This window comes from Kosakonia sp. Marseille-Q7440 (genome assembly GCF_965119485.1).
Genome location: NZ_CBCPLT010000002.1, coordinates 554,281 through 575,462 on the forward strand (window position 1 = coordinate 554,281; position 21,182 = coordinate 575,462).

The window sequence follows — 21,182 nt, forward strand, 5'->3', positions numbered from 1 at the left end:
ATGCTGCTGACTCTATCCCGCTCACCCTGGCAGTGCGATATGACCGCGCTGCTGCGCGTCCTGCGCCCCGGTGACGATCTGCTACTGCTCTCGGACGGGGTGCTTGCTGCTCTTAACGGTTCACCGTTCGTTGAATTACTGCTTAATGCCCCCATAACTCTGCATGTACTGAAAGACGATGTTGACGCGCGTGGTCTCTCTGCTCAAATTTCGAGCAGTACCGTCAGCGTTAGCTATACTGATTTCGTTAGCCTGGCGGTGAAAAACGCCGTTCAGCTGAATTGGTAATGCAGGGATCGCTGTATATTTCTTGACACCTTTTAAGCACAGCCATAAAATTCTGCGTCCTCATATTATATGAGGCCGTTTTATTACGTGTTTACGAAGCAAAAGCTAAAACCAGGAGCTATTTAATGGCAACAGTTAACCAGCTGGTACGCAAACCACGCTCCCGCAAAGTTGCAAAAAGCAACGTGCCGGCGCTGGAAGCATGCCCGCAAAAACGTGGCGTATGTACCCGTGTATATACCACCACTCCTAAAAAACCGAACTCCGCACTGCGTAAAGTTTGCCGTGTTCGTTTAACCAACGGTTTCGAAGTGACTTCCTACATCGGTGGTGAAGGTCACAACCTGCAGGAGCACTCCGTGATCCTGATCCGTGGCGGTCGTGTTAAAGACCTTCCGGGTGTTCGTTACCATACCGTTCGTGGCGCGCTTGACTGCTCTGGTGTTAAAGACCGTAAGCAATCTCGCTCCAAGTACGGCGTGAAACGTCCTAAGGCTTAATGGTTCTCCGTTAAGTAAGGCCAAACTGTTTTAACTTAATGTCACACTAAACTCTTAGAGTTTTGGACAATCCTGAATTAACAACGGAGTATTTCCATGCCACGTCGTCGTGTTATTGGTCAGCGTAAAATTCTGCCGGATCCTAAGTTCGGATCAGAACTGCTGGCTAAATTTGTAAATATCCTGATGGTAGACGGTAAAAAATCTACTGCAGAAGCAATCGTATACAGCGCGCTGGAGACCCTGGCTCAGCGCTCTGGTAAAAATGAACTGGAAGCTTTCGAAGTAGCTCTCGAAAACGTGCGCCCGACTGTCGAAGTTAAGTCCCGCCGCGTTGGTGGTTCTACTTATCAGGTTCCGGTTGAAGTTCGTCCGGTTCGTCGTAATGCCCTGGCAATGCGTTGGATCGTTGAAGCTGCTCGTAAACGCGGTGATAAATCCATGGCTCTGCGCCTGGCGAACGAACTTTCCGATGCTGCAGACAACAAAGGTACTGCAGTTAAGAAACGTGAAGACGTTCACCGTATGGCCGAAGCCAACAAGGCGTTCGCACACTACCGTTGGTAATCCCTTCGGAGTTCTAGTCAACTGGCGGGCGCTTCAAGTAAGTCGCCCGCCGTTTGGCAACTTAATTCTGAACGCCTAAAAGACACAAACGAGGAATCAAATGGCTCGTACAACACCCATCGCACGCTACCGCAACATTGGTATCAGTGCGCACATCGACGCCGGTAAAACCACCACTACCGAACGTATTCTGTTCTACACCGGTGTAAACCACAAAATCGGTGAAGTTCACGACGGCGCCGCAACCATGGACTGGATGGAGCAGGAGCAGGAGCGTGGTATCACCATCACCTCTGCAGCAACTACTGCATTCTGGTCTGGTATGGCGAAGCAGTATGAACCGCATCGCGTAAACATCATCGACACCCCGGGGCACGTTGACTTCACCATCGAAGTAGAACGTTCCATGCGTGTACTGGATGGTGCGGTAATGGTTTACTGTGCCGTTGGTGGTGTTCAGCCACAGTCTGAAACCGTATGGCGTCAGGCTAACAAATATAAAGTTCCGCGCATCGCGTTCGTTAACAAAATGGACCGCATGGGCGCTAACTTCCTGAAAGTTGTTGATCAGATCAAAACCCGTCTGGGCGCGAACCCGGTTCCGCTGCAGCTGGCAATTGGCGCTGAAGAAGGTTTCACCGGTGTTGTTGACCTGGTGAAAATGAAAGCGATCAACTGGAACGATGCTGACCAGGGCGTTACCTTCGTTTACGAAGATATCCCGGCTGAGATGCAGGACCTGGCTGACGAATGGCACCAGAACCTGATCGAATCTGCGGCGGAAGCTTCAGAAGAGCTGATGGAGAAATACCTGGGTGGTGAAGACCTGACTGAAGAAGAGATCAAAACTGCTCTTCGTCAGCGCGTTCTGAACAACGAAATCATCCTGGTAACCTGTGGTTCTGCGTTTAAGAACAAAGGCGTTCAGGCGATGCTGGATGCGGTAATTGATTACCTGCCGTCCCCGACTGACGTTCCTGCGATCAACGGTATGCTGGACGATGGTAAAGATACTCCGGCTGAGCGTCACGCAAGCGACGAAGAGCCGTTCTCTGCACTGGCGTTCAAAATCGCAACTGACCCGTTCGTTGGTAACCTGACCTTCTTCCGCGTTTACTCCGGTGTGGTTAACTCTGGTGATACCGTACTGAACTCCGTGAAATCTGCACGTGAGCGTTTCGGTCGTATCGTTCAGATGCACGCTAACAAACGTGAAGAGATCAAAGAAGTTCGCGCGGGCGATATCGCTGCAGCGATCGGTCTGAAAGACGTGATCACCGGTGACACCCTGTGTGATCCGGACAACCCGATCATTCTGGAGCGTATGGAATTCCCGGAGCCGGTAATCTCCATCGCTGTAGAACCGAAAACCAAAGCTGACCAGGAAAAAATGGGTCTGGCTCTGGGCCGTCTGGCTAAAGAAGACCCGTCTTTCCGCGTATGGACTGACGAAGAATCTAACCAGACCATCATCGCTGGTATGGGCGAACTGCACCTCGACATCATCGTTGACCGTATGAAGCGTGAGTTCAACGTTGAAGCTAACGTGGGTAAACCTCAGGTTGCTTACCGCGAAGCGATTCGCGCGAAAGTTACCGATATCGAAGGTAAACACGCTAAGCAGTCTGGTGGTCGCGGTCAGTACGGTCATGTTGTTATCGACATGTACCCGCTGGAGCCGGGCTCTAACCCGAAAGGTTACGAGTTCATCAACGACATCAAAGGTGGTGTAATTCCTGGCGAATACATCCCGGCCGTTGATAAAGGCATCCAGGAGCAGCTGAAGTCTGGTCCGCTGGCTGGTTACCCGGTAGTTGATCTGGGCGTGCGTCTGCACTTCGGTTCTTACCACGACGTTGACTCCTCTGAACTGGCGTTTAAACTGGCTGCGTCTATTGCCTTTAAAGATGGCTTTAAGAAAGCGAAACCAGTTCTGCTTGAGCCGATCATGAAGGTTGAAGTAGAGACTCCGGAAGAGAATACCGGTGACGTTATCGGTGACTTGAGCCGTCGTCGCGGCATGCTGCGCGGTCAGGAATCTGAAGTTACTGGCGTTAAGATCCACGCTGAAGTTCCGCTGTCTGAAATGTTCGGATATGCAACTCAGCTGCGTTCTCTGACCAAAGGTCGTGCATCATACACCATGGAATTCCTGAAGTATGATGATGCGCCGAACAACGTTGCTCAGGCCGTAATTGAAGCCCGTGGTAAATAAGCCGCAGGGTTAAAACCAAAGTCCCGTGCTCTCTCCATTGAGGGAGAGCACTATAGTAAGGAATAAAGCCGTGTCTAAAGAAAAATTTGAACGTACAAAACCGCACGTCAACGTCGGCACAATCGGCCACGTTGACCATGGTAAAACTACTCTGACCGCTGCAATCACTACCGTACTGGCTAAGACCTACGGCGGTGCTGCTCGCGCATTCGACCAGATCGATAACGCGCCGGAAGAAAAAGCTCGTGGTATCACCATCAACACCTCTCACGTTGAATATGACACCCCGACTCGCCACTACGCGCACGTAGACTGCCCGGGCCACGCCGACTATGTTAAAAACATGATCACCGGTGCTGCGCAGATGGACGGCGCGATCCTGGTTGTTGCTGCGACTGACGGCCCGATGCCGCAGACCCGTGAGCACATCCTGCTGGGTCGTCAGGTAGGCGTTCCGTTCATCATCGTGTTCCTGAACAAATGTGACATGGTTGATGACGAAGAGCTGCTGGAACTGGTTGAGATGGAAGTGCGTGAGCTGCTGTCTCAGTACGACTTCCCGGGCGACGACACCCCGATCGTTCGCGGTTCCGCGCTGAAAGCGCTGGAAGGCGAAGCTGAGTGGGAAGAGAAAATCATCGAGCTGGCTGGCTACCTGGATTCCTACATCCCGGAACCAGAGCGCGCGATTGACAAGCCGTTCCTGCTGCCGATCGAAGACGTATTCTCCATCTCCGGTCGTGGTACCGTTGTTACCGGTCGTGTAGAGCGCGGTATCATCAAAGTTGGTGAAGAAGTTGAAATCGTTGGTATCAAAGACACCGCGAAATCTACCTGTACCGGCGTTGAAATGTTCCGCAAACTGCTGGACGAAGGCCGTGCTGGTGAGAACGTTGGTGTTCTGCTGCGTGGTATCAAACGTGAAGAAATCGAACGTGGTCAGGTACTGGCTAAGCCGGGTTCCATCAAGCCGCACACCAAATTCGAATCTGAAGTGTACATCCTGTCCAAAGATGAAGGCGGCCGTCATACTCCGTTCTTCAAAGGCTACCGTCCGCAGTTCTACTTCCGTACAACTGACGTGACTGGCACCATCGAACTGCCGGAAGGCGTTGAGATGGTAATGCCGGGCGACAACATCAAAATGGTTGTTACCCTGATTCACCCGATCGCGATGGACGATGGTCTGCGCTTCGCAATCCGTGAAGGCGGCCGTACCGTTGGCGCGGGCGTTGTAGCAAAAGTTCTGAGCTAATTCGTTAGCTTTGAATTTGAAAAGAGGGCACTTCGGTGCCCTTTTTGCTGGCTGCTAGTTAGCCATCCTGCCATTACAGCTGTTCACACTTTTCTGCAAATCCCCTTATAGTTGTCCTGTTGTAATCATAACCATTCTCATTTACACTTTGCGCATTAAGTGAACGGGAGTGATCCATGTACGTTTGTTTGTGTAACGGTGTAAGTGATAAAAAAATTCGCCAGGCTGTGCGCCAGTTTCACCCTCAATCATTCCAGCAGCTCCGCAAGTTTGTTCCGGTAGGAAATCAGTGTGGTAAATGCATTCGTGCTGCTCGTGAGATCATGCAGGATGAGTTGACCCAGATGCCGGAATACAAAGAGATTGCCTGAGGCTCTATCTTTTTTTTGACATCCCTGTAGCCCCATCTACGCTTCAATGAGTGGAAGCGGAGGGACTACATAATGAAAGGTGATGTTAAAATCATAAATTATCTCAATAAATTATTGGGAAATGAGCTTGTCGCAATCAATCAGTACTTTCTCCATGCGAGAATGTTCAAGAACTGGGGGCTGACCCGCCTCAATGACGTTGAATACCATGAATCCATCGATGAAATGAAACACGCCGATTTGTATATCGAGCGTATTCTGTTTCTCGAAGGGATCCCGAACTTGCAGGATCTGGGCAAACTCGGTATTGGCGAAGACGTTGAAGAGATGCTGCAATCAGACCTGCGTCTGGAGCTTGAAGGCGCGAGAGATCTGCGTGAAGCAATCGCCTATGCTGACAGCATCCATGACTATGTCAGTCGCGATATGATGATCAAAATTCTTGCCGACGAAGAGCACCACATTGACTGGCTGGAAACAGAGCTGGATCTGATCGCTAAACTTGGTATGCAGAATTACCTTCAGTCGCAGATTAAAGTCGAAGGCTAAAACCTTATTAGCGTGGGGTAACCCACCACGAAACCCGCTGCCGCGAGGAAAGGTCCAAACGGCAGCGGGTTTTTTATTACCTGTAATTTACGGCAGCGGCAAAGGGTGAAAGCCGCTGCGCAGCAGGCAAAAAGCGCGGCATAAAATACAAGAGCAGGAAGAACCGGCCAGCCGTGCCACGCGCCGAGCGCGGCAAGATACTTCACATCGCCATAGCCCAATCCTTCATGGCCCCGTAATAATCGATATCCCCAGTAAATAGCGGCAAAACTGATATAACCCGCCATTGCCCCTAAGACGGCATCCGCCAGAAATTCAGTATGTGACAGATATTGCCAGAGTAAGCCCGTCCAGAGTAGAGGGCAGGTATAGCGATCCGGCAGCAGCCCCGAGCGCAGGTCACACCTGACGAGCAGAAGATTTAATACGATATAGAGAATGAGAAAAAACATGGCGTCCCTGCCTTAAGCTTTAGCAATCCGCTGCCAAGAGTGCTTCATACTCATAAACAAGGAAAGGGGAGGGTGAGCAGAGTGCGGGCCGCTTTCCAGACATTTTATGAGCGACATAAAGGGCGCCATACTCTTTGCGAGCCGGCACGCATCGTTGTTTAATTTCTAAACTGCACTTGCGTCCGCGCCAGATTTACGTATAATGCGCGGGCTTGTCGTAATTGACGGCTGGTTCGATCTGAGCCATAGCGACGAAGTTTGCCGCTAACAATGCTCCCAATCGGGGGGCTACGTAAGAACGATTACACTCCCCCATCAATCGTAATGGGTGTGAGGAGTAATTATTTTCGTCTATAAATAATTGGAGCTCTGGTCTCATGCAGAACCAAAGAATCCGTATCCGCTTGAAAGCGTTTGATCATCGTCTGATCGATCAATCAACCGCCGAAATCGTCGAAACTGCGAAGCGCACTGGTGCGCAAGTACGTGGTCCGATCCCGCTGCCGACCCGCAAAGAGCGCTTTACCGTTCTGATCTCTCCGCACGTCAACAAAGATGCGCGCGATCAGTACGAAATCCGCACTCATAAGCGTCTGGTTGACATCGTTGAGCCAACCGAGAAAACCGTTGATGCTCTGATGCGTCTGGATCTGGCTGCCGGTGTAGACGTGCAGATCAGCCTGGGTTGATCAGGTCATCGAGCGATTGAGAGGTTGAAACAATGATTGGTTTAGTCGGTAAAAAAGTGGGCATGACCCGCATCTTCACTGAAGATGGCGTTTCTATCCCAGTAACCGTAATCGAAGTTGAAGCAAACCGCGTTACTCAGGTTAAAGATCTGGCTAACGACGGCTACCGCGCTATCCAGGTTACCACCGGTGCTAAAAAAGCTAACCGCGTAACCAAGCCGGAAGCAGGTCACTTCGCTAAAGCTGGCGTAGAAGCTGGCCGTGGTCTGTGGGAATTCCGTCTGGCTGACGGTGAAGAGTTCTCCGTAGGTCAGGACATTAGCGTTGAGCTGTTTGCTGAAGTTAAAAAAGTTGACGTAACTGGCACCTCTAAAGGTAAAGGTTTCGCAGGTACCGTTAAGCGCTGGAACTTCCGTACCCAGGACGCTACTCACGGTAACTCCCTGTCCCACCGCGTTCCGGGTTCTATCGGTCAGAACCAGACTCCGGGCAAAGTGTTCAAGGGCAAGAAAATGGCAGGTCAGCTGGGTAATGAGCGCGTAACCGTTCAGAGCCTGGACGTAGTACGTGTTGACGCTGAGCGCAACCTGCTGCTGGTTAAAGGTGCTGTCCCGGGTGCAACCGGTAGCGACCTGATCGTTAAACCAGCTGTGAAGGCGTGAGGAGATAGCAATGGAATTAGTATTGAAAGACGCGCAGAGCGCGCTGACTGTTTCCGAAACTACCTTCGGTCGTGACTTCAACGAAGCGCTGGTACACCAGGTTGTTGTTGCTTATGCAGCTGGTGCTCGTCAGGGTACTCGTGCTCAGAAGACCCGTGCTGAAGTAACTGGTTCCGGTAAAAAACCGTGGCGCCAGAAAGGCACCGGCCGTGCGCGTTCAGGTTCTGTTAAGAGCCCGATCTGGCGTTCTGGTGGCGTGACCTTCGCTGCACGTCCGCAGGACCACAGTCAAAAAGTTAACAAAAAGATGTACCGCGGCGCGCTGAAAAGCATCCTGTCCGAACTGGTACGTCAGGATCGTCTGATCGTTGTCGAGCAGTTCTCTCTGGAAGCGCCGAAAACCAAGCTGCTTGCTCAGAAACTGAAAGACATGGCTCTGGAAGATGTGCTGATCATCACCGGTGAGCTGGACGAGAACCTGTTCCTGGCCGCACGTAACCTGCACAAGGTTGACGTACGCGATGCGACTGGTATCGACCCGGTTAGCCTGATCGCCTTCGACAAAGTCGTAATGACTGCTGATGCTGTTAAGCAAGTTGAGGAGATGCTGGCATGATTCGTGAAGAACGTCTGCTGAAGGTGCTGCGCGCACCGCACGTTTCTGAAAAAGCGTCTACTGCGATGGAAAAAACCAATACCATCGTTCTCAAAGTTGCAAAAGACGCGACCAAAGCAGAAATCAAAGCTGCTGTGCAGAAACTGTTTGAAGTCGAAGTCGAAGTCGTTAACACCCTGGTAGTTAAAGGGAAAGTTAAACGTCACGGACAGCGTATCGGTCGTCGTAGCGACTGGAAAAAAGCTTACGTCACCCTTAAAGAAGGCCAGAATCTGGACTTCGTTGGCGGCGCTGAGTAAGTCGGAGGAGTAATACAATGGCAGTTGTTAAATGTAAACCGACATCTCCGGGTCGTCGCCACGTAGTTAAAGTGGTTAACCCTGAGCTGCACAAGGGCAAACCTTTTGCTCCGTTGCTGGAAAAAAACAGCAAATCCGGTGGTCGTAACAACAATGGCCGTATCACCACTCGTCATATCGGTGGTGGCCACAAGCAGGCTTACCGTATTGTTGACTTTAAACGCAACAAAGATGGTATCCCGGCAGTTGTTGAACGTCTTGAGTACGATCCGAACCGTTCCGCGAACATCGCGCTGGTTCTGTACAAAGACGGTGAGCGCCGTTACATCCTGGCCCCGAAAGGCCTGAAAGCTGGCGACCAGATTCAGTCTGGCGTTGATGCTGCAATCAAAGCAGGCAACACCCTGCCGATGCGCAATATCCCGGTTGGTTCTACCGTTCATAACGTAGAAATGAAACCAGGTAAAGGCGGTCAGCTGGCACGTTCCGCTGGTACTTACGTTCAGATCGTTGCTCGCGATGGTGCTTATGTCACCCTGCGTCTGCGCTCTGGTGAAATGCGTAAAGTAGAAGCAGACTGCCGCGCGACTCTGGGCGAAGTTGGCAATGCTGAGCATATGCTGCGCGTTCTGGGTAAAGCAGGTGCTGCACGCTGGCGTGGTGTTCGTCCTACCGTTCGCGGTACTGCGATGAACCCGGTCGACCACCCACACGGTGGTGGTGAAGGTCGTAACTTTGGTAAGCACCCGGTAACTCCGTGGGGCGTTCAGACCAAAGGTAAGAAGACCCGCAGCAACAAGCGTACTGATAAATTCATCGTACGTCGCCGTAGCAAATAATTTTAGAGGATAAGCCATGCCACGTTCTCTCAAGAAAGGTCCTTTTATTGACCTGCACTTGCTGAAGAAGGTAGAGAAAGCGGTGGAAAGCGGAGACAAGAAGCCCCTGCGCACTTGGTCCCGTCGTTCAACGATCTTTCCTAACATGATCGGTTTGACCATCGCTGTCCATAATGGTCGTCAGCACGTTCCGGTATTTGTTTCCGACGAAATGGTCGGTCACAAACTGGGTGAATTCGCACCGACTCGTACTTATCGCGGCCACGCTGCTGATAAAAAAGCGAAGAAGAAATAAGGTAGGAGGAAGAGATGGAAACTTTAGCTCAACATCGCCATGCTCGTTCTTCTGCTCAGAAGGTTCGCCTTGTTGCTGACCTGATTCGCGGTAAGAAAGTGTCGCAGGCTCTGGATATTCTGACCTACACCAACAAGAAAGCGGCTGTACTGGTCAAGAAGGTTCTGGAATCTGCCATTGCTAACGCTGAACACAACGATGGCGCTGACATTGACGATCTGAAAGTTGCGAAAATTTTCGTAGACGAAGGCCCGAGCATGAAGCGCATTATGCCGCGTGCAAAAGGTCGTGCAGATCGCATCCTGAAGCGCACCAGCCACATCACTGTGGTTGTGTCCGATCGCTGAGACTCTGGAGACTAGCAATGGGTCAGAAAGTACATCCTAATGGTATTCGCCTGGGTATTGTAAAACCATGGAACTCTACCTGGTTTGCGAACACCAAAGAATTCGCTGACAACCTGGACAGCGATTTTAAAGTACGTCAGTACCTGACTAAGGAACTGGCTAAAGCGTCTGTATCTCGTATCGTTATCGAGCGTCCGGCTAAAAGCATCCGTGTGACTATTCACACTGCTCGCCCGGGTATCGTTATCGGTAAGAAAGGTGAAGACGTTGAGAAACTGCGCAAGGTCGTAGCGGATATCGCTGGCGTTCCTGCTCAGATCAATATCGCCGAAGTTCGTAAGCCTGAACTGGACGCAAAACTGGTTGCTGACAGCATCACTTCTCAGCTGGAACGTCGTGTTATGTTCCGTCGTGCTATGAAGCGTGCTGTACAGAACGCCATGCGTCTGGGCGCTAAAGGTATCAAAGTTGAAGTTAGTGGCCGTCTGGGTGGCGCTGAGATCGCACGTACCGAATGGTACCGTGAAGGTCGCGTTCCGCTGCACACACTGCGCGCTGACATTGACTACAACACCTCCGAAGCGCACACCACTTACGGTGTAATCGGCGTTAAAGTGTGGATCTTCAAAGGTGAGATCCTTGGTGGTATGGCTGCAGTTGAACAACCGGAAAAACCGGCTGCTCAACCTAAAAAGCAGCAGCGTAAAGGCCGTAAATAAGGAGCGTCGCTGATGTTACAACCAAAGCGTACAAAATTCCGTAAAGTGCACAAAGGCCGCAACCGTGGTCTCGCGCAGGGCACGGATGTGAGCTTCGGCACTTACGGTCTGAAAGCTGTTGGCCGTGGTCGTCTGACCGCTCGTCAAATCGAAGCAGCACGTCGTGCTATGACTCGTGCTGTTAAGCGTCAGGGTAAGATCTGGATCCGTGTATTCCCGGACAAGCCGATCACCGAGAAGCCGCTGGAAGTTCGTATGGGTAAAGGTAAAGGTAACGTGGAGTATTGGGTTGCCTTGATTCAGCCGGGTAAAGTCCTGTACGAAATGGACGGTGTTCCGGAAGAGCTGGCCCGTGAAGCCTTCGAGCTGGCAGCAGCAAAACTGCCGATTAAAACCACCTTTGTAACTAAGACGGTGATGTAATGAAAGCAAAAGAGCTGCGTGAAAAGAGCGTTGAAGAGCTGAACACCGAGCTGCTTAACCTGCTGCGCGAGCAGTTCAACCTGCGTATGCAGGCTGCGAGTGGCCAGCTGCAACAGACTCACCTGTTGAAGCAAGTGCGTCGTGATGTCGCACGCGTTAAGACTTTACTGACTGAGAAGGCGGGTGCGTAATGACCGATAAAATCCGTACTCTGCAAGGTCGTGTTGTTAGCGACAAAATGGAGAAATCCATTGTTGTAGCTATCGAACGTTTTGTGAAACACCCGATCTACGGTAAATTCATCAAACGTACGACCAAACTGCACGTACACGACGAGAACAACGAATGCGGTACCGGCGACGTGGTTGAAATCCGCGAATGCCGTCCGCTGTCCAAGACTAAGTCCTGGACGCTGGTTCGCGTTGTAGAGAAAGCGATTCTGTAATAGAGTACGCGTTCTCTAACGAATAAACGGCTCAGAAATGAGCCGTTTATTTTTTCTACCCATATCACAGAAGCGGTGTTATAATGCCGCGCCCTCGATATGGGGCTTTTTATCGACCCTGATTTTGGGGTCTTCAGTAGTAGTTGACATTAGCGGAGCACTAAAATGATCCAAGAACAGACTATGCTGAACGTCGCCGACAACTCCGGTGCACGTCGCGTAATGTGTATCAAGGTTCTGGGTGGCTCGCACCGTCGCTACGCAGGCGTAGGCGACATCATCAAGATCACCATCAAGGAAGCAATTCCGCGTGGTAAGGTCAAAAAAGGTGATGTGCTGAAGGCGGTAGTGGTGCGCACCAAGAAGGGTGTTCGTCGCCCGGACGGTTCTGTCATTCGCTTCGATGGTAATGCATGCGTTATTTTAAACAATAACAGCGAGCAACCTATCGGTACGCGTATTTTTGGGCCGGTAACTCGTGAACTTCGTTCTGAGAAGTTCATGAAAATTATCTCTCTGGCACCAGAAGTACTTTAAGGAGCGAGTCATGGCAGCGAAAATCCGTCGTGATGACGAAGTTATCGTGTTAACCGGTAAAGATAAAGGTAAACGCGGTAAAGTAAAAAATGTTCTGTCTTCCGGCAAGATCATTGTTGAAGGTATCAACCTGGTTAAGAAACATCAGAAGCCGGTTCCGGCCCTGAACCAACCAGGTGGCATCGTTGAAAAAGAAGCTGCAATTCAGGTTTCTAACGTTGCACTCTTCAATGCGGCAACCGGCAAGGCTGACCGTGTAGGCTTTAGATTCGAAGACGGCAAAAAAGTCCGTTTCTTTAAATCTAACAGCGAAACTATCAAGTAATTTGGAGTAGTACGATGGCGAAACTGCATGATTACTACAAAGACGAAGTAGTTAACAAACTCATGACTGAGTTTAGCTACAATTCTGTCATGCAAGTCCCTCGGGTCGAGAAGATCACCCTGAACATGGGTGTTGGTGAAGCGATCGCTGACAAGAAACTGCTGGATAACGCAGCAGCTGACCTGGCAGCAATCTCCGGTCAAAAACCGTTGATCACCAAAGCGCGCAAATCAGTTGCGGGCTTCAAAATCCGTCAGGGCTATCCGATCGGCTGTAAAGTGACTCTGCGTGGCGAACGCATGTGGGAGTTCTTTGAGCGCCTGATCACTATTGCTGTACCTCGTATCCGTGACTTCCGCGGCCTGTCCGCTAAGTCTTTCGACGGTCGTGGTAACTACAGCATGGGTGTCCGTGAGCAGATCATCTTCCCAGAAATCGACTATGACAAAGTCGACCGCGTGCGTGGTTTGGATATTACCATTACCACTACTGCGAAATCTGACGAAGAAGGCCGTGCTCTGCTGGCTGCCTTTGACTTCCCGTTCCGCAAGTAAGGTAGGGTTACTTCATGGCTAAGCAATCAATGAAAGCACGCGAAGTTAAACGCGTAGCTTTAGCTGAAAAATACTTCGCGAAACGCGCTGAACTGAAAGCGATCATTTCTGATGTGAACGCTTCCGACGAAGATCGTTGGAACGCTGTTCTCAAGCTGCAGAGTCTGCCGCGTGATTCCAGCCCGTCTCGTCAGCGTAACCGCTGCCGCCAAACTGGTCGTCCGCATGGTTTCCTGCGGAAGTTCGGGTTGAGCCGTATTAAGGTCCGTGAATCCGCAATGCGCGGTGAAATCCCGGGTCTGAAAAAGGCTAGCTGGTAATTGTCACCAATTGAATCACGGGAGTAAAGACAGATGAGCATGCAAGATCCGATCGCGGATATGCTGACCCGTATCCGTAACGGTCAGACCGCGAACAAAGCTGCGGTCACCATGCCTTCCTCCAGGCTGAAAGTGGCAATTGCCAACGTGCTGAAGGAAGAAGGTTTTATTGAAGATTTCAAAATTGAAGGCGACACCAAGCCGGAACTGGAAGTGACTCTTAAGTACTTCCAGGGAAAAGCTGTGGTAGAAAGCATTCAGCGTATCAGCCGTCCAGGTCTGCGCATCTATAAAAGAAAAGATGAGCTGCCGAAAGTTATGGGTGGTCTTGGTATCGCAGTTGTTTCTACCTCTAAAGGTGTTATGACTGATCGTGCAGCGCGCCAGGCTGGTCTTGGTGGCGAAATTATCTGCTACGTAGCCTAATCGGAGGAAAGAATGTCTCGTGTTGCTAAAGCACCGGTCGTCATTCCTGCCGGCGTTGATGTAAAAATCAACGGTCAGGTTATCACGATCAAAGGTAAAAACGGCGAGCTGACTCGTACCCTGAACGATGCTGTTGAAGTTAACCAGGCAGACAATGCCCTGACCTTCGGTCCGCGTGATGGTTACGTGGATGGTTGGGCTCAGGCTGGTACCGCGCGTGCCCTGCTGAACTCAATGGTTATCGGTGTTACCGAAGGCTTCACTAAGAAGCTGCAGCTGGTTGGTGTAGGTTATCGTGCAGCGGTTAAAGGTAGTGTTGTAAACCTGTCTCTGGGTTTCTCACATCCTGTTGACCATCAGCTGCCGGCGGGTATCACTGCTGAATGTCCGACTCAAACTGAAATCGTGCTGAAAGGCGCTGATAAGCAGGTGATCGGTCAGGTTGCAGCTGATCTGCGCGCCTACCGTCGTCCTGAGCCTTATAAAGGCAAGGGTGTTCGTTACGCCGACGAAGTCGTGCGTACCAAAGAGGCTAAGAAGAAGTAAGGTAACACTATGGATAAGAAATCTGCTCGTATCCGTCGTGCGACCCGCGCACGCCGCAAGCTCAAAGAGCTTGGTGCGACCCGCCTGGTGGTACATCGTACCCCGCGTCATATTTACGCCCAGGTAATCGCATCGAATGGTTCTGAAGTTCTGGTAGCTGCTTCTACTGTAGAAAAAGCTATCTCTGAACAACTGAAGTACACCGGTAACAAAGACGCCGCTGCAGCTGTAGGTAAAGCTGTTGCTGAACGCGCTCTGGAAAAAGGCATTAAAGATGTGTCCTTTGACCGTTCCGGGTTCCAATATCATGGTCGCGTCCAGGCACTGGCAGATGCTGCTCGTGAAGCTGGCCTTCAGTTCTAAGGTAGAGGTGTAAGATGGCTCACATCGAAAAACAGGCTGGCGAACTGCAGGAAAAGCTGATCGCGGTTAACCGCGTATCTAAAACCGTTAAAGGTGGTCGTATTTTCTCCTTCACAGCTCTGACTGTTGTTGGCGATGGTAACGGTCGCGTTGGTTTTGGTTACGGTAAAGCGCGTGAAGTTCCAGCAGCGATCCAGAAAGCGATGGAAAAAGCCCGTCGCAATATGATTAACGTCGCGCTGAACCACGGCACCCTGCAGCACCCGGTTAAGGGTACTCACACGGGTTCTCGTGTCTTCATGCAGCCGGCTTCCGAAGGTACCGGTATCATCGCCGGTGGTGCAATGCGCGCCGTTCTGGAAGTCGCTGGAGTTCATAACGTTCTGGCTAAAGCATATGGTTCCACCAACCCGATTAACGTGGTTCGTGCAACTATTGATGGCCTGGAAAATATGAAGTCTCCAGAAATGGTCGCTGCCAAGCGTGGTAAATCCGTTGAAGAAATTCTGGGGTAATTGACCATGGCAAAGACTATTAAAATCACTCAAACCCGCAGTGCAATCGGTCGTCTGCCGAAACACAAGGCAACGCTGCTTGGCCTGGGTCTGCGTCGTATTGGCCACACTGTAGAACGCGAGGATACTCCTGCGGTTCGCGGTATGGTCAACGCGGTTTCCTTCATGGTTAAAGTTGAGGAGTAAGAGATGCGTTTAAATACTCTGTCTCCGGCCGAAGGCTCCAAAAAGGCGGGTAAACGCCTGGGTCGTGGTATCGGTTCTGGCCTCGGTAAAACCGGTGGTCGTGGTCACAAAGGTCAGAACTCTCGTTCTGGCGGTGGCGTACGTCGCGGTTTCGAGGGTGGTCAGATGCCTCTGTACCGTCGTCTGCCGAAATTCGGTTTCACTTCACGTAAAGCAATGATCACGGCAGAAGTTCGTCTGTCCGATCTGGCTAAAGTAGAAGGCGACGTAGTAGACCTGAACACGCTGAAAGCGGCTAACATTATCGGCATCCAGATCGAGTTCGCGAAAGTGATCCTGTCTGGTGAAGTATCTCGCCCGGTAACTGTTCGTGGCCTGCGTGTGACTAAAGGCGCTCGTGCTGCTATCGAAGCTGCTGGCGGTAAAATTGAGGAATAAGTAGCAGATGGCTAAGCAACCGGGATTAGATTTTCAAAGTGCCAAGGGTGGAATTGGCGAACTGAAACGCAGACTGCTGTTTGTTATCGGTGCGTTGATTGTGTTCCGTATTGGCTCTTTTATTCCGATCCCTGGTATTGATGCCGCTGTACTTGCCAAACTGCTTGAGCAACAGCGTGGCACCATCATTGAAATGTTTAACATGTTTTCTGGTGGTGCTCTCAGCCGTGCTTCTATCTTTGCACTGGGTATCATGCCGTATATTTCGGCATCAATTATTATCCAGCTGCTGACGGTCGTTCATCCGGCCCTGGCAGAGTTGAAGAAAGAAGGGGAGTCTGGTCGTCGTAAGATTAGCCAGTACACCCGTTACGGCACTCTGGTGTTGGCAATATTTCAGTCAATCGGTATTGCTACCGGTTTACCGAATATGCCTGGTATGCAGGGCCTGGTAATGAATCCAGGCTTTGCATTCTACTTCACCGCTGTTGTGAGTCTGGTCACAGGGACTATGTTCCTGATGTGGCTCGGCGAACAGATTACTGAACGTGGTATCGGCAACGGTATCTCGATCATTATCTTCGCCGGCATCGTGGCGGGTTTACCGCCAGCCATTGCCCATACTATTGAGCAAGCGCGTCAAGGCGACCTGCACTTCCTCCTGTTGCTGTTGGTTGCAGTATTAGTATTCGCAGTGACGTTCTTCGTTGTCTTCGTTGAGCGTGGTCAACGCCGCATTGTGGTGAACTACGCGAAGCGTCAGCAAGGTCGTCGTGTCTATGCTGCTCAGAGCACACATTTACCGCTGAAAGTGAATATGGCGGGGGTAATCCCGGCAATCTTCGCTTCCAGTATTATTCTGTTCCCGGCGACCATCGCGTCATGGTTCGGGGGCGGTACTGGTTGGAACTGGCTGACAACAATTTCGCTGTATTTGCAGCCTGGGCAACCGCTTTATGTGTTACTCTATGCGTCTGCAATCATCTTCTTCTGTTTCTTTTACACGGCGTTGGTTTTCAACCCGCGTGAAACAGCGGATAACCTGAAGAAGTCCGGTGCATTTGTACCAGGAATTCGTCCGGGAGAACAAACGGCGAAGTATATCGATAAAGTAATGACCCGCCTGACTTTGGTTGGTGCGCTTTATATTACTTTTATCTGCCTGATCCCGGAGTTCATGCGTGATGCGATGAAAGTACCGTTCTACTTCGGTGGGACCTCACTGCTTATCGTTGTTGTCGTGATTATGGACTTTATGGCTCAAGTGCAAACTCTGATGATGTCCAGTCAGTATGAGTCTGCATTGAAGAAGGCGAACCTGAAAGGCTACGGTCGATAAAGGTCGCTCGAGAAGTTACGGAGAGTAAAAATGAAAGTTCGTGCTTCCGTCAAGAAATTATGCCGTAACTGCAAAATCGTTAAGCGTGATGGCGTCATCCGCGTGATTTGCAGTGCCGAGCCGAAGCATAAACAGCGCCAAGGCTGATTATTTCGCATATTTTTCTTGCAAAGTTGGGTTGAGCTGGCTAGATTAGCCAGCCAATCTTTTGTATGTCTGTACGTTTCCATTTGAGTATCCTGAAAACGGGCTTTTCAGCATGGGGCGTGCAAATCAAATTATAGGAGTGCATAGTGGCCCGTATAGCAGGCATTAACATTCCTGATCAAAAACATGCCGTGATCGCATTAACTTCGATCTATGGCGTCGGCAAAACCCGCTCTCAAGCCATTCTGGCTGCTGCGGGCATCGCTGAGAATGTTAAGATCAGTGAGCTGTCTGAAGAACAAATCGACACGCTGCGTGACGAAGTTGCCAAATTTGTCGTTGAAGGTGATCTGCGCCGTGAAGTTAGCATGAGCATCAAGCGCCTGATGGATCTTGGTTGCTACCGCGGTTTGCGTCATCGTCGTGGTCTCCCGGTTCGCGGTCAGCGTACCAAGACCAACGCACGTACCCGTAAGGGTCCGCGCAAACCGATCAAGAAATAATCGGGGTGATTGAATAATGGCAAAGGCACCAATTCGTGCACGTAAACGTGTAAGAAAACAAGTCTCTGACGGCGTGGCTCATATCCATGCTTCTTTCAACAACACCATCGTTACTATTACTGATCGTCAGGGTAACGCACTGGGTTGGGCAACAGCCGGTGGTTCCGGTTTCCGTGGTTCTCGCAAATCCACTCCGTTCGCAGCTCAGGTTGCAGCAGAGCGTTGCGCTGAAGCCGTAAAAGAATACGGTATCAAGAATCTGGAAGTTATGGTTAAGGGACCGGGTCCGGGTCGCGAATCTACTATTCGTGCTCTGAACGCCGCTGGTTTCCGCATCACTAATATTACTGATGTGACTCCGATCCCTCACAACGGTTGTCGTCCGCCGAAAAAACGTCGCGTATAACGCTCGTTTTCTAGGATTGTTGGAGAAAGAAAATGGCAAGATATTTGGGTCCTAAGCTCAAGCTGAGCCGTCGTGAGGGCACAGACCTGTTCCTTAAGTCTGGCGTTCGCGCGATCGATACCAAGTGTAAAATTGAACAAGCTCCTGGCCAGCACGGTGCGCGTAAACCGCGTCTGTCTGACTATGGTGTGCAGTTGCGTGAAAAGCAAAAAGTTCGCCGTATCTACGGTGTGCTGGAGCGTCAGTTCCGTAACTATTACAAAGAAGCAGCACGTCTGAAAGGCAACACCGGTGAAAACCTGTTGGCTCTGCTGGAAGGTCGTCTGGACAACGTTGTATACCGTATGGGCTTCGGCGCCACTCGTGCAGAAGCACGTCAGCTGGTTAGCCATAAAGCAATCATGGTAAACGGTCGTGTTGTTAACATCGCTTCTTATCAGGTTAGTCCGAATGACGTTGTTAGCATTCGTGAGAAAGCGAAAAAGCAGTCTCGCGTGAAAGCCGCTCTGGAGCTGGCTGAGCAGCGTGAAAAGCCAACCTGGCTGGAAGTTGATGCTGGCAAGATGGAAGGCACGTTCAAGCGTAAGCCGGAGCGTTCTGATCTGTCTGCGGACATTAACGAACACCTGATCGTCGAGCTTTACTCCAAGTAAAGCTTAGTACCAAAGAGAGGACACAATGCAGGGTTCTGTGACAGAGTTTCTAAAACCGCGCCTGGTAGATATCGAGCAAGTGAGTTCGACGCACGCCAAGGTGACCCTTGAGCCTTTAGAGCGTGGCTTTGGCCATACTCTGGGTAACGCACTGCGCCGTATTCTGCTCTCATCGATGCCGGGTTGCGCGGTGACTGAGGTTGAGATTGATGGTGTACTTCATGAGTACAGCACCAAAGAAGGCGTTCAGGAAGATATCCTTGAAATCCTGCTCAACCTGAAAGGGCTGGCGGTGAGAGTTCAGGGTAAAGATGAAGTTATTCTTACTCTGAGTAAATCTGGCATTGGCCCTGTGACCGCAGCCGACATTACCCACGACGGTGATGTCGAAATCGTCAAGCCGCAGCATGTGATCTGCCACCTGACCGATGAAAACGCATCTATCAATATGCGTATCAAAGTTCAGCGCGGTCGTGGTTACGTGCCGGCGTCTGCCCGAATTCATTCGGAAGAAGATGAGCGCCCGATCGGCCGTCTGCTGGTTGATGCGTGCTACAGCCCTGTAGAGCGAATTGCCTACAATGTTGAAGCAGCACGTGTTGAACAGCGTACCGACCTGGACAAGCTGGTCATCGAGATGGAAACCAACGGCACAATCGATCCTGAAGAGGCGATTCGTCGTGCGGCAACCATTCTGGCAGAACAACTTGAAGCTTTCGTTGACTTACGTGATGTACGTCAGCCGGAAGTTAAAGAAGAGAAACCAGAGTTCGATCCGATTCTGCTGCGCCCTGTTGACGATCTGGAATTGACTGTCCGCTCTGCTAACTGCCTTAAGGCAGAAGCTATCCACTATATCGGTGATCTGGTACAGCGTACCGAGGTTGAGTTGCTGAAAACGCCGAACCTGGGTAAAAAATCTCTTACCGAGATTAAAGACGTGCTGGCTTCACGTGGTCTGTCTCTGGGCATGCGCCTCGAAAACTGGCCGCCGGCAAGCATTGCTGACGAGTAACCGGATCACAGGTTAAGGTTTTACTGAGAAGGATAAGGTCATGCGCCATCGTAAGAGTGGTCGTCAACTGAACCGCAACAGCAGCCATCGCCAGGCCATGTTCCGTAACATGGCAGGCTCTCTGGTTCGTCATGAGATCATCAAGACGACCCTGCCGAAAGCGAAAGAGCTGCGTCGCGTAGTTGAGCCGCTGATTACACTTGCTAAGACTGACAGCGTTGCTAATCGTCGTCTGGCATTCGCCCGCACTCGTGATAACGAGATCGTGGCAAAACTGTTTAACGAACTGGGCCCGCGTTTCGCGAGCCGTGCTGGTGGTTACACTCGTATTCTTAAGTGTGGCTTCCGTGCAGGTGACAACGCTCCGATGGCTTACATCGAGCTGGTTGATCGCGCTGAATCGAAAGCAGAAGCTGCTGCAGAGTAATCTGTAGTAACGTAAAAAAACCCGCCTCGGCGGGTTTTTTTATTTCTACTCTATCCTCACCCTTCTAAACTAAGCCTGTTCTTGAGTTCAACCCCGGAGGCCATCATGTGGTTACTTGATCAATGGGCAGAACGGCATATCATTGATGCCCAGCAAAAAGGTGAATTCGATAATCTTGTGGGTAGCGGTGAGCCGATTACTCTGGATGACGATTCCCATGTTCCTCAGGATCTACGTGCGGGCTATCGATTATTAAAGAATGCCGGTTATCTTCCGCCTGAACTCGAAATGCGTAAAGAGGCGGTCGAACTTGTCGATCTGCTTAGCAGTGTTGAAAACGATCCCCATCAGCGCCATGAACTTAACCGTCGTCTCGCCTTACTGGAGCTCAAGCTGCGCCAGGCTGGCGTGAGTACTGATTTTCTTCGCGGTGAGTACGCGGCCAAACTACAGCATAAAGTTAACCCGGAGTGATCATGTATCGTATTGGTGAAATTGCAAAGTTGGCCGACGTTACGCCGGACACCATTCGTTATTACGAAAAGCAGCAGATGATGGATCATGGAGGGCGTACCGAAGGTGGGTTTCGCCTCTATACCGATCACGATCTCAAACGCCTTAAGTTCATCCGCCATGCCCGCCAGCTTGGTTTCACGCTTGAGTCGATCCGCGAACTGCTGTCGATCCGTGTCGATCCTGAGCATCATACCTGTCAGGAATCGAAGAGCATCGTCCAGGCGCGGCTGAGCGAAGTTGAAGCGCGCATCGAAGAGATGCAGGCCATGCGGCGTTCACTGCAGAAATTAAACGACGCTTGTTGCGGCACTGCCCACAGTAGTGTCTATTGTTCTATTCTTGAGGCGCTTGAGCAGGGGCCAGCTAACAATACGACCAACTCCCGGAGTTGATCTTCTTCATTGCGAGGTCTACACTTCGGCCGTTTTACTACAC

General features: G+C 51.0%; 38 protein-coding genes. 37 read left to right on the forward strand and 1 reads right to left on the reverse strand.

The features are described 5' to 3' along the window. From tusB to bfr, 7 genes are all read left to right on the forward strand, one after another. Entirely contained in the window at positions 1–288 is a 288-nt protein-coding gene (tusB, locus tag ACWPW2_RS16450) for a sulfurtransferase complex subunit TusB (RefSeq protein WP_454124202.1), read from the forward strand. Positions 289–413: 125 nt separating this feature from the next. Beyond that, on the forward strand, positions 414–788 hold the full coding sequence (gene rpsL / locus ACWPW2_RS16455; protein WP_023482011.1) for a 30S ribosomal protein S12: 375 nt from the start codon (positions 414–416) through the stop codon (positions 786–788). A 96-nt stretch (positions 789–884) separates the two neighbouring features. Further along, entirely contained in the window at positions 885–1,355 is a 471-nt protein-coding gene (gene rpsG, locus ACWPW2_RS16460; protein WP_007369802.1) for a 30S ribosomal protein S7, read from the forward strand. Positions 1,356–1,455: 100 nt separating this feature from the next. Further along, complete coding sequence (fusA, locus tag ACWPW2_RS16465) at positions 1,456–3,570, forward strand: elongation factor G (RefSeq protein ID WP_023481958.1); 2,115 nt, start codon at positions 1,456–1,458, stop codon at positions 3,568–3,570. Between the two features lie 70 nt (positions 3,571–3,640). Beyond that, positions 3,641–4,825 (forward strand): elongation factor Tu, encoded by a 1,185-nt coding sequence (gene tuf, locus ACWPW2_RS16470; protein WP_076768836.1) that lies wholly within the window; start codon positions 3,641–3,643, stop codon positions 4,823–4,825. Positions 4,826–5,001: 176 nt separating this feature from the next. Continuing rightward, complete coding sequence (gene bfd, locus ACWPW2_RS16475) at positions 5,002–5,196, forward strand: bacterioferritin-associated ferredoxin (RefSeq protein ID WP_034812717.1); 195 nt, start codon at positions 5,002–5,004, stop codon at positions 5,194–5,196. Positions 5,197–5,268: 72 nt separating this feature from the next. Further along, on the forward strand, positions 5,269–5,745 hold the full coding sequence (gene bfr, locus ACWPW2_RS16480) for a bacterioferritin (protein WP_034812713.1): 477 nt from the start codon (positions 5,269–5,271) through the stop codon (positions 5,743–5,745). Here the strand turns inward: bfr and ACWPW2_RS16485 are convergent. Continuing rightward, on the reverse strand, positions 5,742–6,197 hold the full coding sequence (locus ACWPW2_RS16485) for a prepilin peptidase (RefSeq protein ID WP_454124206.1): 456 nt from the start codon (positions 6,195–6,197) through the stop codon (positions 5,742–5,744). The two genes, bfr and ACWPW2_RS16485, sit on opposite strands and share 4 nt — an antisense overlap. Positions 6,198–6,574: 377 nt before the next feature. Here ACWPW2_RS16485 and rpsJ point away from each other — a divergent pair, with 377 nt between their 5' ends. From rpsJ to zntR, 30 genes are all read left to right on the forward strand, one after another. Next, positions 6,575–6,886, forward strand: coding sequence for a 30S ribosomal protein S10 (gene rpsJ / locus ACWPW2_RS16490; RefSeq protein WP_001181005.1), 312 nt, complete (start codon positions 6,575–6,577; stop codon positions 6,884–6,886). Positions 6,887–6,918: 32 nt separating this feature from the next. Then, positions 6,919–7,548: a 50S ribosomal protein L3 gene (rplC, locus tag ACWPW2_RS16495; protein WP_023479430.1), complete on the forward strand. Its 630-nt coding sequence runs from the start codon at positions 6,919–6,921 to the stop codon at positions 7,546–7,548. 10 nt (positions 7,549–7,558) lie between these two features. Next, positions 7,559–8,164: a 50S ribosomal protein L4 gene (gene rplD / locus ACWPW2_RS16500; protein ID WP_023479434.1), complete on the forward strand. Its 606-nt coding sequence runs from the start codon at positions 7,559–7,561 to the stop codon at positions 8,162–8,164. Next, positions 8,161–8,463: a 50S ribosomal protein L23 gene (gene rplW / locus ACWPW2_RS16505; RefSeq protein ID WP_000617546.1), complete on the forward strand. Its 303-nt coding sequence runs from the start codon at positions 8,161–8,163 to the stop codon at positions 8,461–8,463. Before rplD ends, rplW begins: the two co-directional genes overlap by 4 nt. Before the next feature lie 17 nt (positions 8,464–8,480). Continuing rightward, on the forward strand, positions 8,481–9,302 hold the full coding sequence (rplB, locus tag ACWPW2_RS16510) for a 50S ribosomal protein L2 (protein ID WP_000301859.1): 822 nt from the start codon (positions 8,481–8,483) through the stop codon (positions 9,300–9,302). 16 nt (positions 9,303–9,318) lie between these two features. Continuing rightward, positions 9,319–9,597 carry a 30S ribosomal protein S19 gene (gene rpsS / locus ACWPW2_RS16515; RefSeq protein WP_001138115.1) on the forward strand — a complete coding sequence of 93 codons (279 nt, stop codon included), beginning with the start codon at positions 9,319–9,321 and terminating at the stop codon, positions 9,595–9,597. 14 nt (positions 9,598–9,611) lie between these two features. Further along, a complete protein-coding gene (rplV, locus tag ACWPW2_RS16520) occupies positions 9,612–9,944 on the forward strand; it encodes a 50S ribosomal protein L22 (protein WP_002919773.1) in 333 nt (110 codons plus the stop codon). A gap of 17 nt (positions 9,945–9,961) precedes the next feature. Further along, positions 9,962–10,663, forward strand: coding sequence for a 30S ribosomal protein S3 (gene rpsC, locus ACWPW2_RS16525; protein ID WP_000529945.1), 702 nt, complete (start codon positions 9,962–9,964; stop codon positions 10,661–10,663). A 12-nt stretch (positions 10,664–10,675) separates the two neighbouring features. Next, entirely contained in the window at positions 10,676–11,086 is a 411-nt protein-coding gene (gene rplP / locus ACWPW2_RS16530; RefSeq protein ID WP_007369814.1) for a 50S ribosomal protein L16, read from the forward strand. Next, complete coding sequence (gene rpmC, locus ACWPW2_RS16535) at positions 11,086–11,277, forward strand: 50S ribosomal protein L29 (protein WP_004388609.1); 192 nt, start codon at positions 11,086–11,088, stop codon at positions 11,275–11,277. Before rplP ends, rpmC begins: the two co-directional genes overlap by 1 nt. Beyond that, the gene (gene rpsQ / locus ACWPW2_RS16540; protein ID WP_017460070.1) at positions 11,277–11,531 is read left to right on the forward strand and encodes a 30S ribosomal protein S17; all 255 of its coding nucleotides are present in this window, start codon (positions 11,277–11,279) and stop codon (positions 11,529–11,531) included. The genes rpmC and rpsQ overlap by 1 nt, the downstream gene beginning before the upstream one ends. Positions 11,532–11,696: 165 nt before the next feature. Next, positions 11,697–12,068 carry a 50S ribosomal protein L14 gene (gene rplN / locus ACWPW2_RS16545; RefSeq protein ID WP_023479426.1) on the forward strand — a complete coding sequence of 124 codons (372 nt, stop codon included), beginning with the start codon at positions 11,697–11,699 and terminating at the stop codon, positions 12,066–12,068. A 10-nt stretch (positions 12,069–12,078) separates the two neighbouring features. Further along, positions 12,079–12,393 carry a 50S ribosomal protein L24 gene (gene rplX, locus ACWPW2_RS16550; RefSeq protein ID WP_016538464.1) on the forward strand — a complete coding sequence of 105 codons (315 nt, stop codon included), beginning with the start codon at positions 12,079–12,081 and terminating at the stop codon, positions 12,391–12,393. Between the two features lie 14 nt (positions 12,394–12,407). Further along, positions 12,408–12,947 (forward strand): 50S ribosomal protein L5, encoded by a 540-nt coding sequence (gene rplE / locus ACWPW2_RS16555; protein ID WP_023479410.1) that lies wholly within the window; start codon positions 12,408–12,410, stop codon positions 12,945–12,947. 14 nt (positions 12,948–12,961) lie between these two features. Beyond that, the gene (gene rpsN / locus ACWPW2_RS16560) at positions 12,962–13,267 is read left to right on the forward strand and encodes a 30S ribosomal protein S14 (protein WP_007369817.1); all 306 of its coding nucleotides are present in this window, start codon (positions 12,962–12,964) and stop codon (positions 13,265–13,267) included. Between the two features lie 33 nt (positions 13,268–13,300). Next, positions 13,301–13,693, forward strand: coding sequence for a 30S ribosomal protein S8 (gene rpsH, locus ACWPW2_RS16565; RefSeq protein ID WP_023479407.1), 393 nt, complete (start codon positions 13,301–13,303; stop codon positions 13,691–13,693). A gap of 12 nt (positions 13,694–13,705) precedes the next feature. Continuing rightward, on the forward strand, positions 13,706–14,239 hold the full coding sequence (rplF, locus tag ACWPW2_RS16570; RefSeq protein ID WP_023479418.1) for a 50S ribosomal protein L6: 534 nt from the start codon (positions 13,706–13,708) through the stop codon (positions 14,237–14,239). A gap of 9 nt (positions 14,240–14,248) precedes the next feature. Next, complete coding sequence (gene rplR / locus ACWPW2_RS16575; RefSeq protein WP_017460073.1) at positions 14,249–14,602, forward strand: 50S ribosomal protein L18; 354 nt, start codon at positions 14,249–14,251, stop codon at positions 14,600–14,602. Between the two features lie 14 nt (positions 14,603–14,616). Further along, complete coding sequence (gene rpsE / locus ACWPW2_RS16580) at positions 14,617–15,117, forward strand: 30S ribosomal protein S5 (protein WP_007369821.1); 501 nt, start codon at positions 14,617–14,619, stop codon at positions 15,115–15,117. A gap of 6 nt (positions 15,118–15,123) precedes the next feature. Continuing rightward, a complete protein-coding gene (gene rpmD, locus ACWPW2_RS16585) occupies positions 15,124–15,303 on the forward strand; it encodes a 50S ribosomal protein L30 (protein ID WP_001140434.1) in 180 nt (59 codons plus the stop codon). A gap of 3 nt (positions 15,304–15,306) precedes the next feature. Then, positions 15,307–15,741: a 50S ribosomal protein L15 gene (gene rplO / locus ACWPW2_RS16590; protein ID WP_023479414.1), complete on the forward strand. Its 435-nt coding sequence runs from the start codon at positions 15,307–15,309 to the stop codon at positions 15,739–15,741. A 7-nt stretch (positions 15,742–15,748) separates the two neighbouring features. Beyond that, positions 15,749–17,080, forward strand: coding sequence for a preprotein translocase subunit SecY (gene secY / locus ACWPW2_RS16595; protein WP_007369823.1), 1,332 nt, complete (start codon positions 15,749–15,751; stop codon positions 17,078–17,080). 30 nt (positions 17,081–17,110) lie between these two features. Further along, positions 17,111–17,227: a 50S ribosomal protein L36 gene (gene rpmJ, locus ACWPW2_RS16600; protein ID WP_000868187.1), complete on the forward strand. Its 117-nt coding sequence runs from the start codon at positions 17,111–17,113 to the stop codon at positions 17,225–17,227. A 146-nt stretch (positions 17,228–17,373) separates the two neighbouring features. Then, positions 17,374–17,730, forward strand: a complete 357-nt coding sequence (rpsM, locus tag ACWPW2_RS16605) for a 30S ribosomal protein S13 (RefSeq protein ID WP_023479435.1) — start codon at positions 17,374–17,376, stop codon at positions 17,728–17,730. Positions 17,731–17,746: 16 nt separating this feature from the next. After that, a complete protein-coding gene (gene rpsK / locus ACWPW2_RS16610; RefSeq protein WP_002919257.1) occupies positions 17,747–18,136 on the forward strand; it encodes a 30S ribosomal protein S11 in 390 nt (129 codons plus the stop codon). Positions 18,137–18,168: 32 nt separating this feature from the next. Next, the gene (gene rpsD, locus ACWPW2_RS16615) at positions 18,169–18,789 is read left to right on the forward strand and encodes a 30S ribosomal protein S4 (protein WP_000135224.1); all 621 of its coding nucleotides are present in this window, start codon (positions 18,169–18,171) and stop codon (positions 18,787–18,789) included. Positions 18,790–18,814: 25 nt separating this feature from the next. Then, on the forward strand, positions 18,815–19,804 hold the full coding sequence (locus ACWPW2_RS16620; RefSeq protein WP_023479415.1) for a DNA-directed RNA polymerase subunit alpha: 990 nt from the start codon (positions 18,815–18,817) through the stop codon (positions 19,802–19,804). A gap of 40 nt (positions 19,805–19,844) precedes the next feature. Continuing rightward, positions 19,845–20,231 carry a 50S ribosomal protein L17 gene (rplQ, locus tag ACWPW2_RS16625; protein WP_023479432.1) on the forward strand — a complete coding sequence of 129 codons (387 nt, stop codon included), beginning with the start codon at positions 19,845–19,847 and terminating at the stop codon, positions 20,229–20,231. A gap of 105 nt (positions 20,232–20,336) precedes the next feature. Next, a complete protein-coding gene (locus ACWPW2_RS16630; RefSeq protein ID WP_454124244.1) occupies positions 20,337–20,705 on the forward strand; it encodes a DnaJ family domain-containing protein in 369 nt (122 codons plus the stop codon). A gap of 2 nt (positions 20,706–20,707) precedes the next feature. After that, on the forward strand, positions 20,708–21,139 hold the full coding sequence (gene zntR, locus ACWPW2_RS16635) for a Zn(2+)-responsive transcriptional regulator (protein WP_054804495.1): 432 nt from the start codon (positions 20,708–20,710) through the stop codon (positions 21,137–21,139). The last annotated feature ends 43 nt before the right edge of the window (positions 21,140–21,182 follow it).

Coding starts and splice junctions, on each gene's coding strand:
- tusB (WP_454124202.1), top strand. CDS start 1: ATGCTGCTGACTCTATCCCGCTCACCCTGGCAGTGCGATATGACCGCG.
- rpsL (WP_023482011.1), top strand. CDS start 414: ATGGCAACAGTTAACCAGCTGGTACGCAAACCACGCTCCCGCAAAGTT.
- rpsG (WP_007369802.1), top strand. CDS start 885: ATGCCACGTCGTCGTGTTATTGGTCAGCGTAAAATTCTGCCGGATCCT.
- fusA (WP_023481958.1), top strand. CDS start 1,456: ATGGCTCGTACAACACCCATCGCACGCTACCGCAACATTGGTATCAGT.
- bfd (WP_034812717.1), top strand. CDS start 5,002: ATGTACGTTTGTTTGTGTAACGGTGTAAGTGATAAAAAAATTCGCCAG.
- bfr (WP_034812713.1), top strand. CDS start 5,269: ATGAAAGGTGATGTTAAAATCATAAATTATCTCAATAAATTATTGGGA.
- ACWPW2_RS16485 (WP_454124206.1), bottom strand. CDS start 6,197: ATGTTTTTTCTCATTCTCTATATCGTATTAAATCTTCTGCTCGTCAGG.
- rpsJ (WP_001181005.1), top strand. CDS start 6,575: ATGCAGAACCAAAGAATCCGTATCCGCTTGAAAGCGTTTGATCATCGT.
- rplC (WP_023479430.1), top strand. CDS start 6,919: ATGATTGGTTTAGTCGGTAAAAAAGTGGGCATGACCCGCATCTTCACT.
- rplD (WP_023479434.1), top strand. CDS start 7,559: ATGGAATTAGTATTGAAAGACGCGCAGAGCGCGCTGACTGTTTCCGAA.
- rplW (WP_000617546.1), top strand. CDS start 8,161: ATGATTCGTGAAGAACGTCTGCTGAAGGTGCTGCGCGCACCGCACGTT.
- rplB (WP_000301859.1), top strand. CDS start 8,481: ATGGCAGTTGTTAAATGTAAACCGACATCTCCGGGTCGTCGCCACGTA.
- rpsS (WP_001138115.1), top strand. CDS start 9,319: ATGCCACGTTCTCTCAAGAAAGGTCCTTTTATTGACCTGCACTTGCTG.
- rplV (WP_002919773.1), top strand. CDS start 9,612: ATGGAAACTTTAGCTCAACATCGCCATGCTCGTTCTTCTGCTCAGAAG.
- rpsC (WP_000529945.1), top strand. CDS start 9,962: ATGGGTCAGAAAGTACATCCTAATGGTATTCGCCTGGGTATTGTAAAA.
- rplP (WP_007369814.1), top strand. CDS start 10,676: ATGTTACAACCAAAGCGTACAAAATTCCGTAAAGTGCACAAAGGCCGC.
- rpmC (WP_004388609.1), top strand. CDS start 11,086: ATGAAAGCAAAAGAGCTGCGTGAAAAGAGCGTTGAAGAGCTGAACACC.
- rpsQ (WP_017460070.1), top strand. CDS start 11,277: ATGACCGATAAAATCCGTACTCTGCAAGGTCGTGTTGTTAGCGACAAA.
- rplN (WP_023479426.1), top strand. CDS start 11,697: ATGATCCAAGAACAGACTATGCTGAACGTCGCCGACAACTCCGGTGCA.
- rplX (WP_016538464.1), top strand. CDS start 12,079: ATGGCAGCGAAAATCCGTCGTGATGACGAAGTTATCGTGTTAACCGGT.
- rplE (WP_023479410.1), top strand. CDS start 12,408: ATGGCGAAACTGCATGATTACTACAAAGACGAAGTAGTTAACAAACTC.
- rpsN (WP_007369817.1), top strand. CDS start 12,962: ATGGCTAAGCAATCAATGAAAGCACGCGAAGTTAAACGCGTAGCTTTA.
- rpsH (WP_023479407.1), top strand. CDS start 13,301: ATGAGCATGCAAGATCCGATCGCGGATATGCTGACCCGTATCCGTAAC.
- rplF (WP_023479418.1), top strand. CDS start 13,706: ATGTCTCGTGTTGCTAAAGCACCGGTCGTCATTCCTGCCGGCGTTGAT.
- rplR (WP_017460073.1), top strand. CDS start 14,249: ATGGATAAGAAATCTGCTCGTATCCGTCGTGCGACCCGCGCACGCCGC.
- rpsE (WP_007369821.1), top strand. CDS start 14,617: ATGGCTCACATCGAAAAACAGGCTGGCGAACTGCAGGAAAAGCTGATC.
- rpmD (WP_001140434.1), top strand. CDS start 15,124: ATGGCAAAGACTATTAAAATCACTCAAACCCGCAGTGCAATCGGTCGT.
- rplO (WP_023479414.1), top strand. CDS start 15,307: ATGCGTTTAAATACTCTGTCTCCGGCCGAAGGCTCCAAAAAGGCGGGT.
- secY (WP_007369823.1), top strand. CDS start 15,749: ATGGCTAAGCAACCGGGATTAGATTTTCAAAGTGCCAAGGGTGGAATT.
- rpmJ (WP_000868187.1), top strand. CDS start 17,111: ATGAAAGTTCGTGCTTCCGTCAAGAAATTATGCCGTAACTGCAAAATC.
- rpsK (WP_002919257.1), top strand. CDS start 17,747: ATGGCAAAGGCACCAATTCGTGCACGTAAACGTGTAAGAAAACAAGTC.
- rpsD (WP_000135224.1), top strand. CDS start 18,169: ATGGCAAGATATTTGGGTCCTAAGCTCAAGCTGAGCCGTCGTGAGGGC.
- ACWPW2_RS16620 (WP_023479415.1), top strand. CDS start 18,815: ATGCAGGGTTCTGTGACAGAGTTTCTAAAACCGCGCCTGGTAGATATC.
- rplQ (WP_023479432.1), top strand. CDS start 19,845: ATGCGCCATCGTAAGAGTGGTCGTCAACTGAACCGCAACAGCAGCCAT.
- ACWPW2_RS16630 (WP_454124244.1), top strand. CDS start 20,337: ATGTGGTTACTTGATCAATGGGCAGAACGGCATATCATTGATGCCCAG.
- zntR (WP_054804495.1), top strand. CDS start 20,708: ATGTATCGTATTGGTGAAATTGCAAAGTTGGCCGACGTTACGCCGGAC.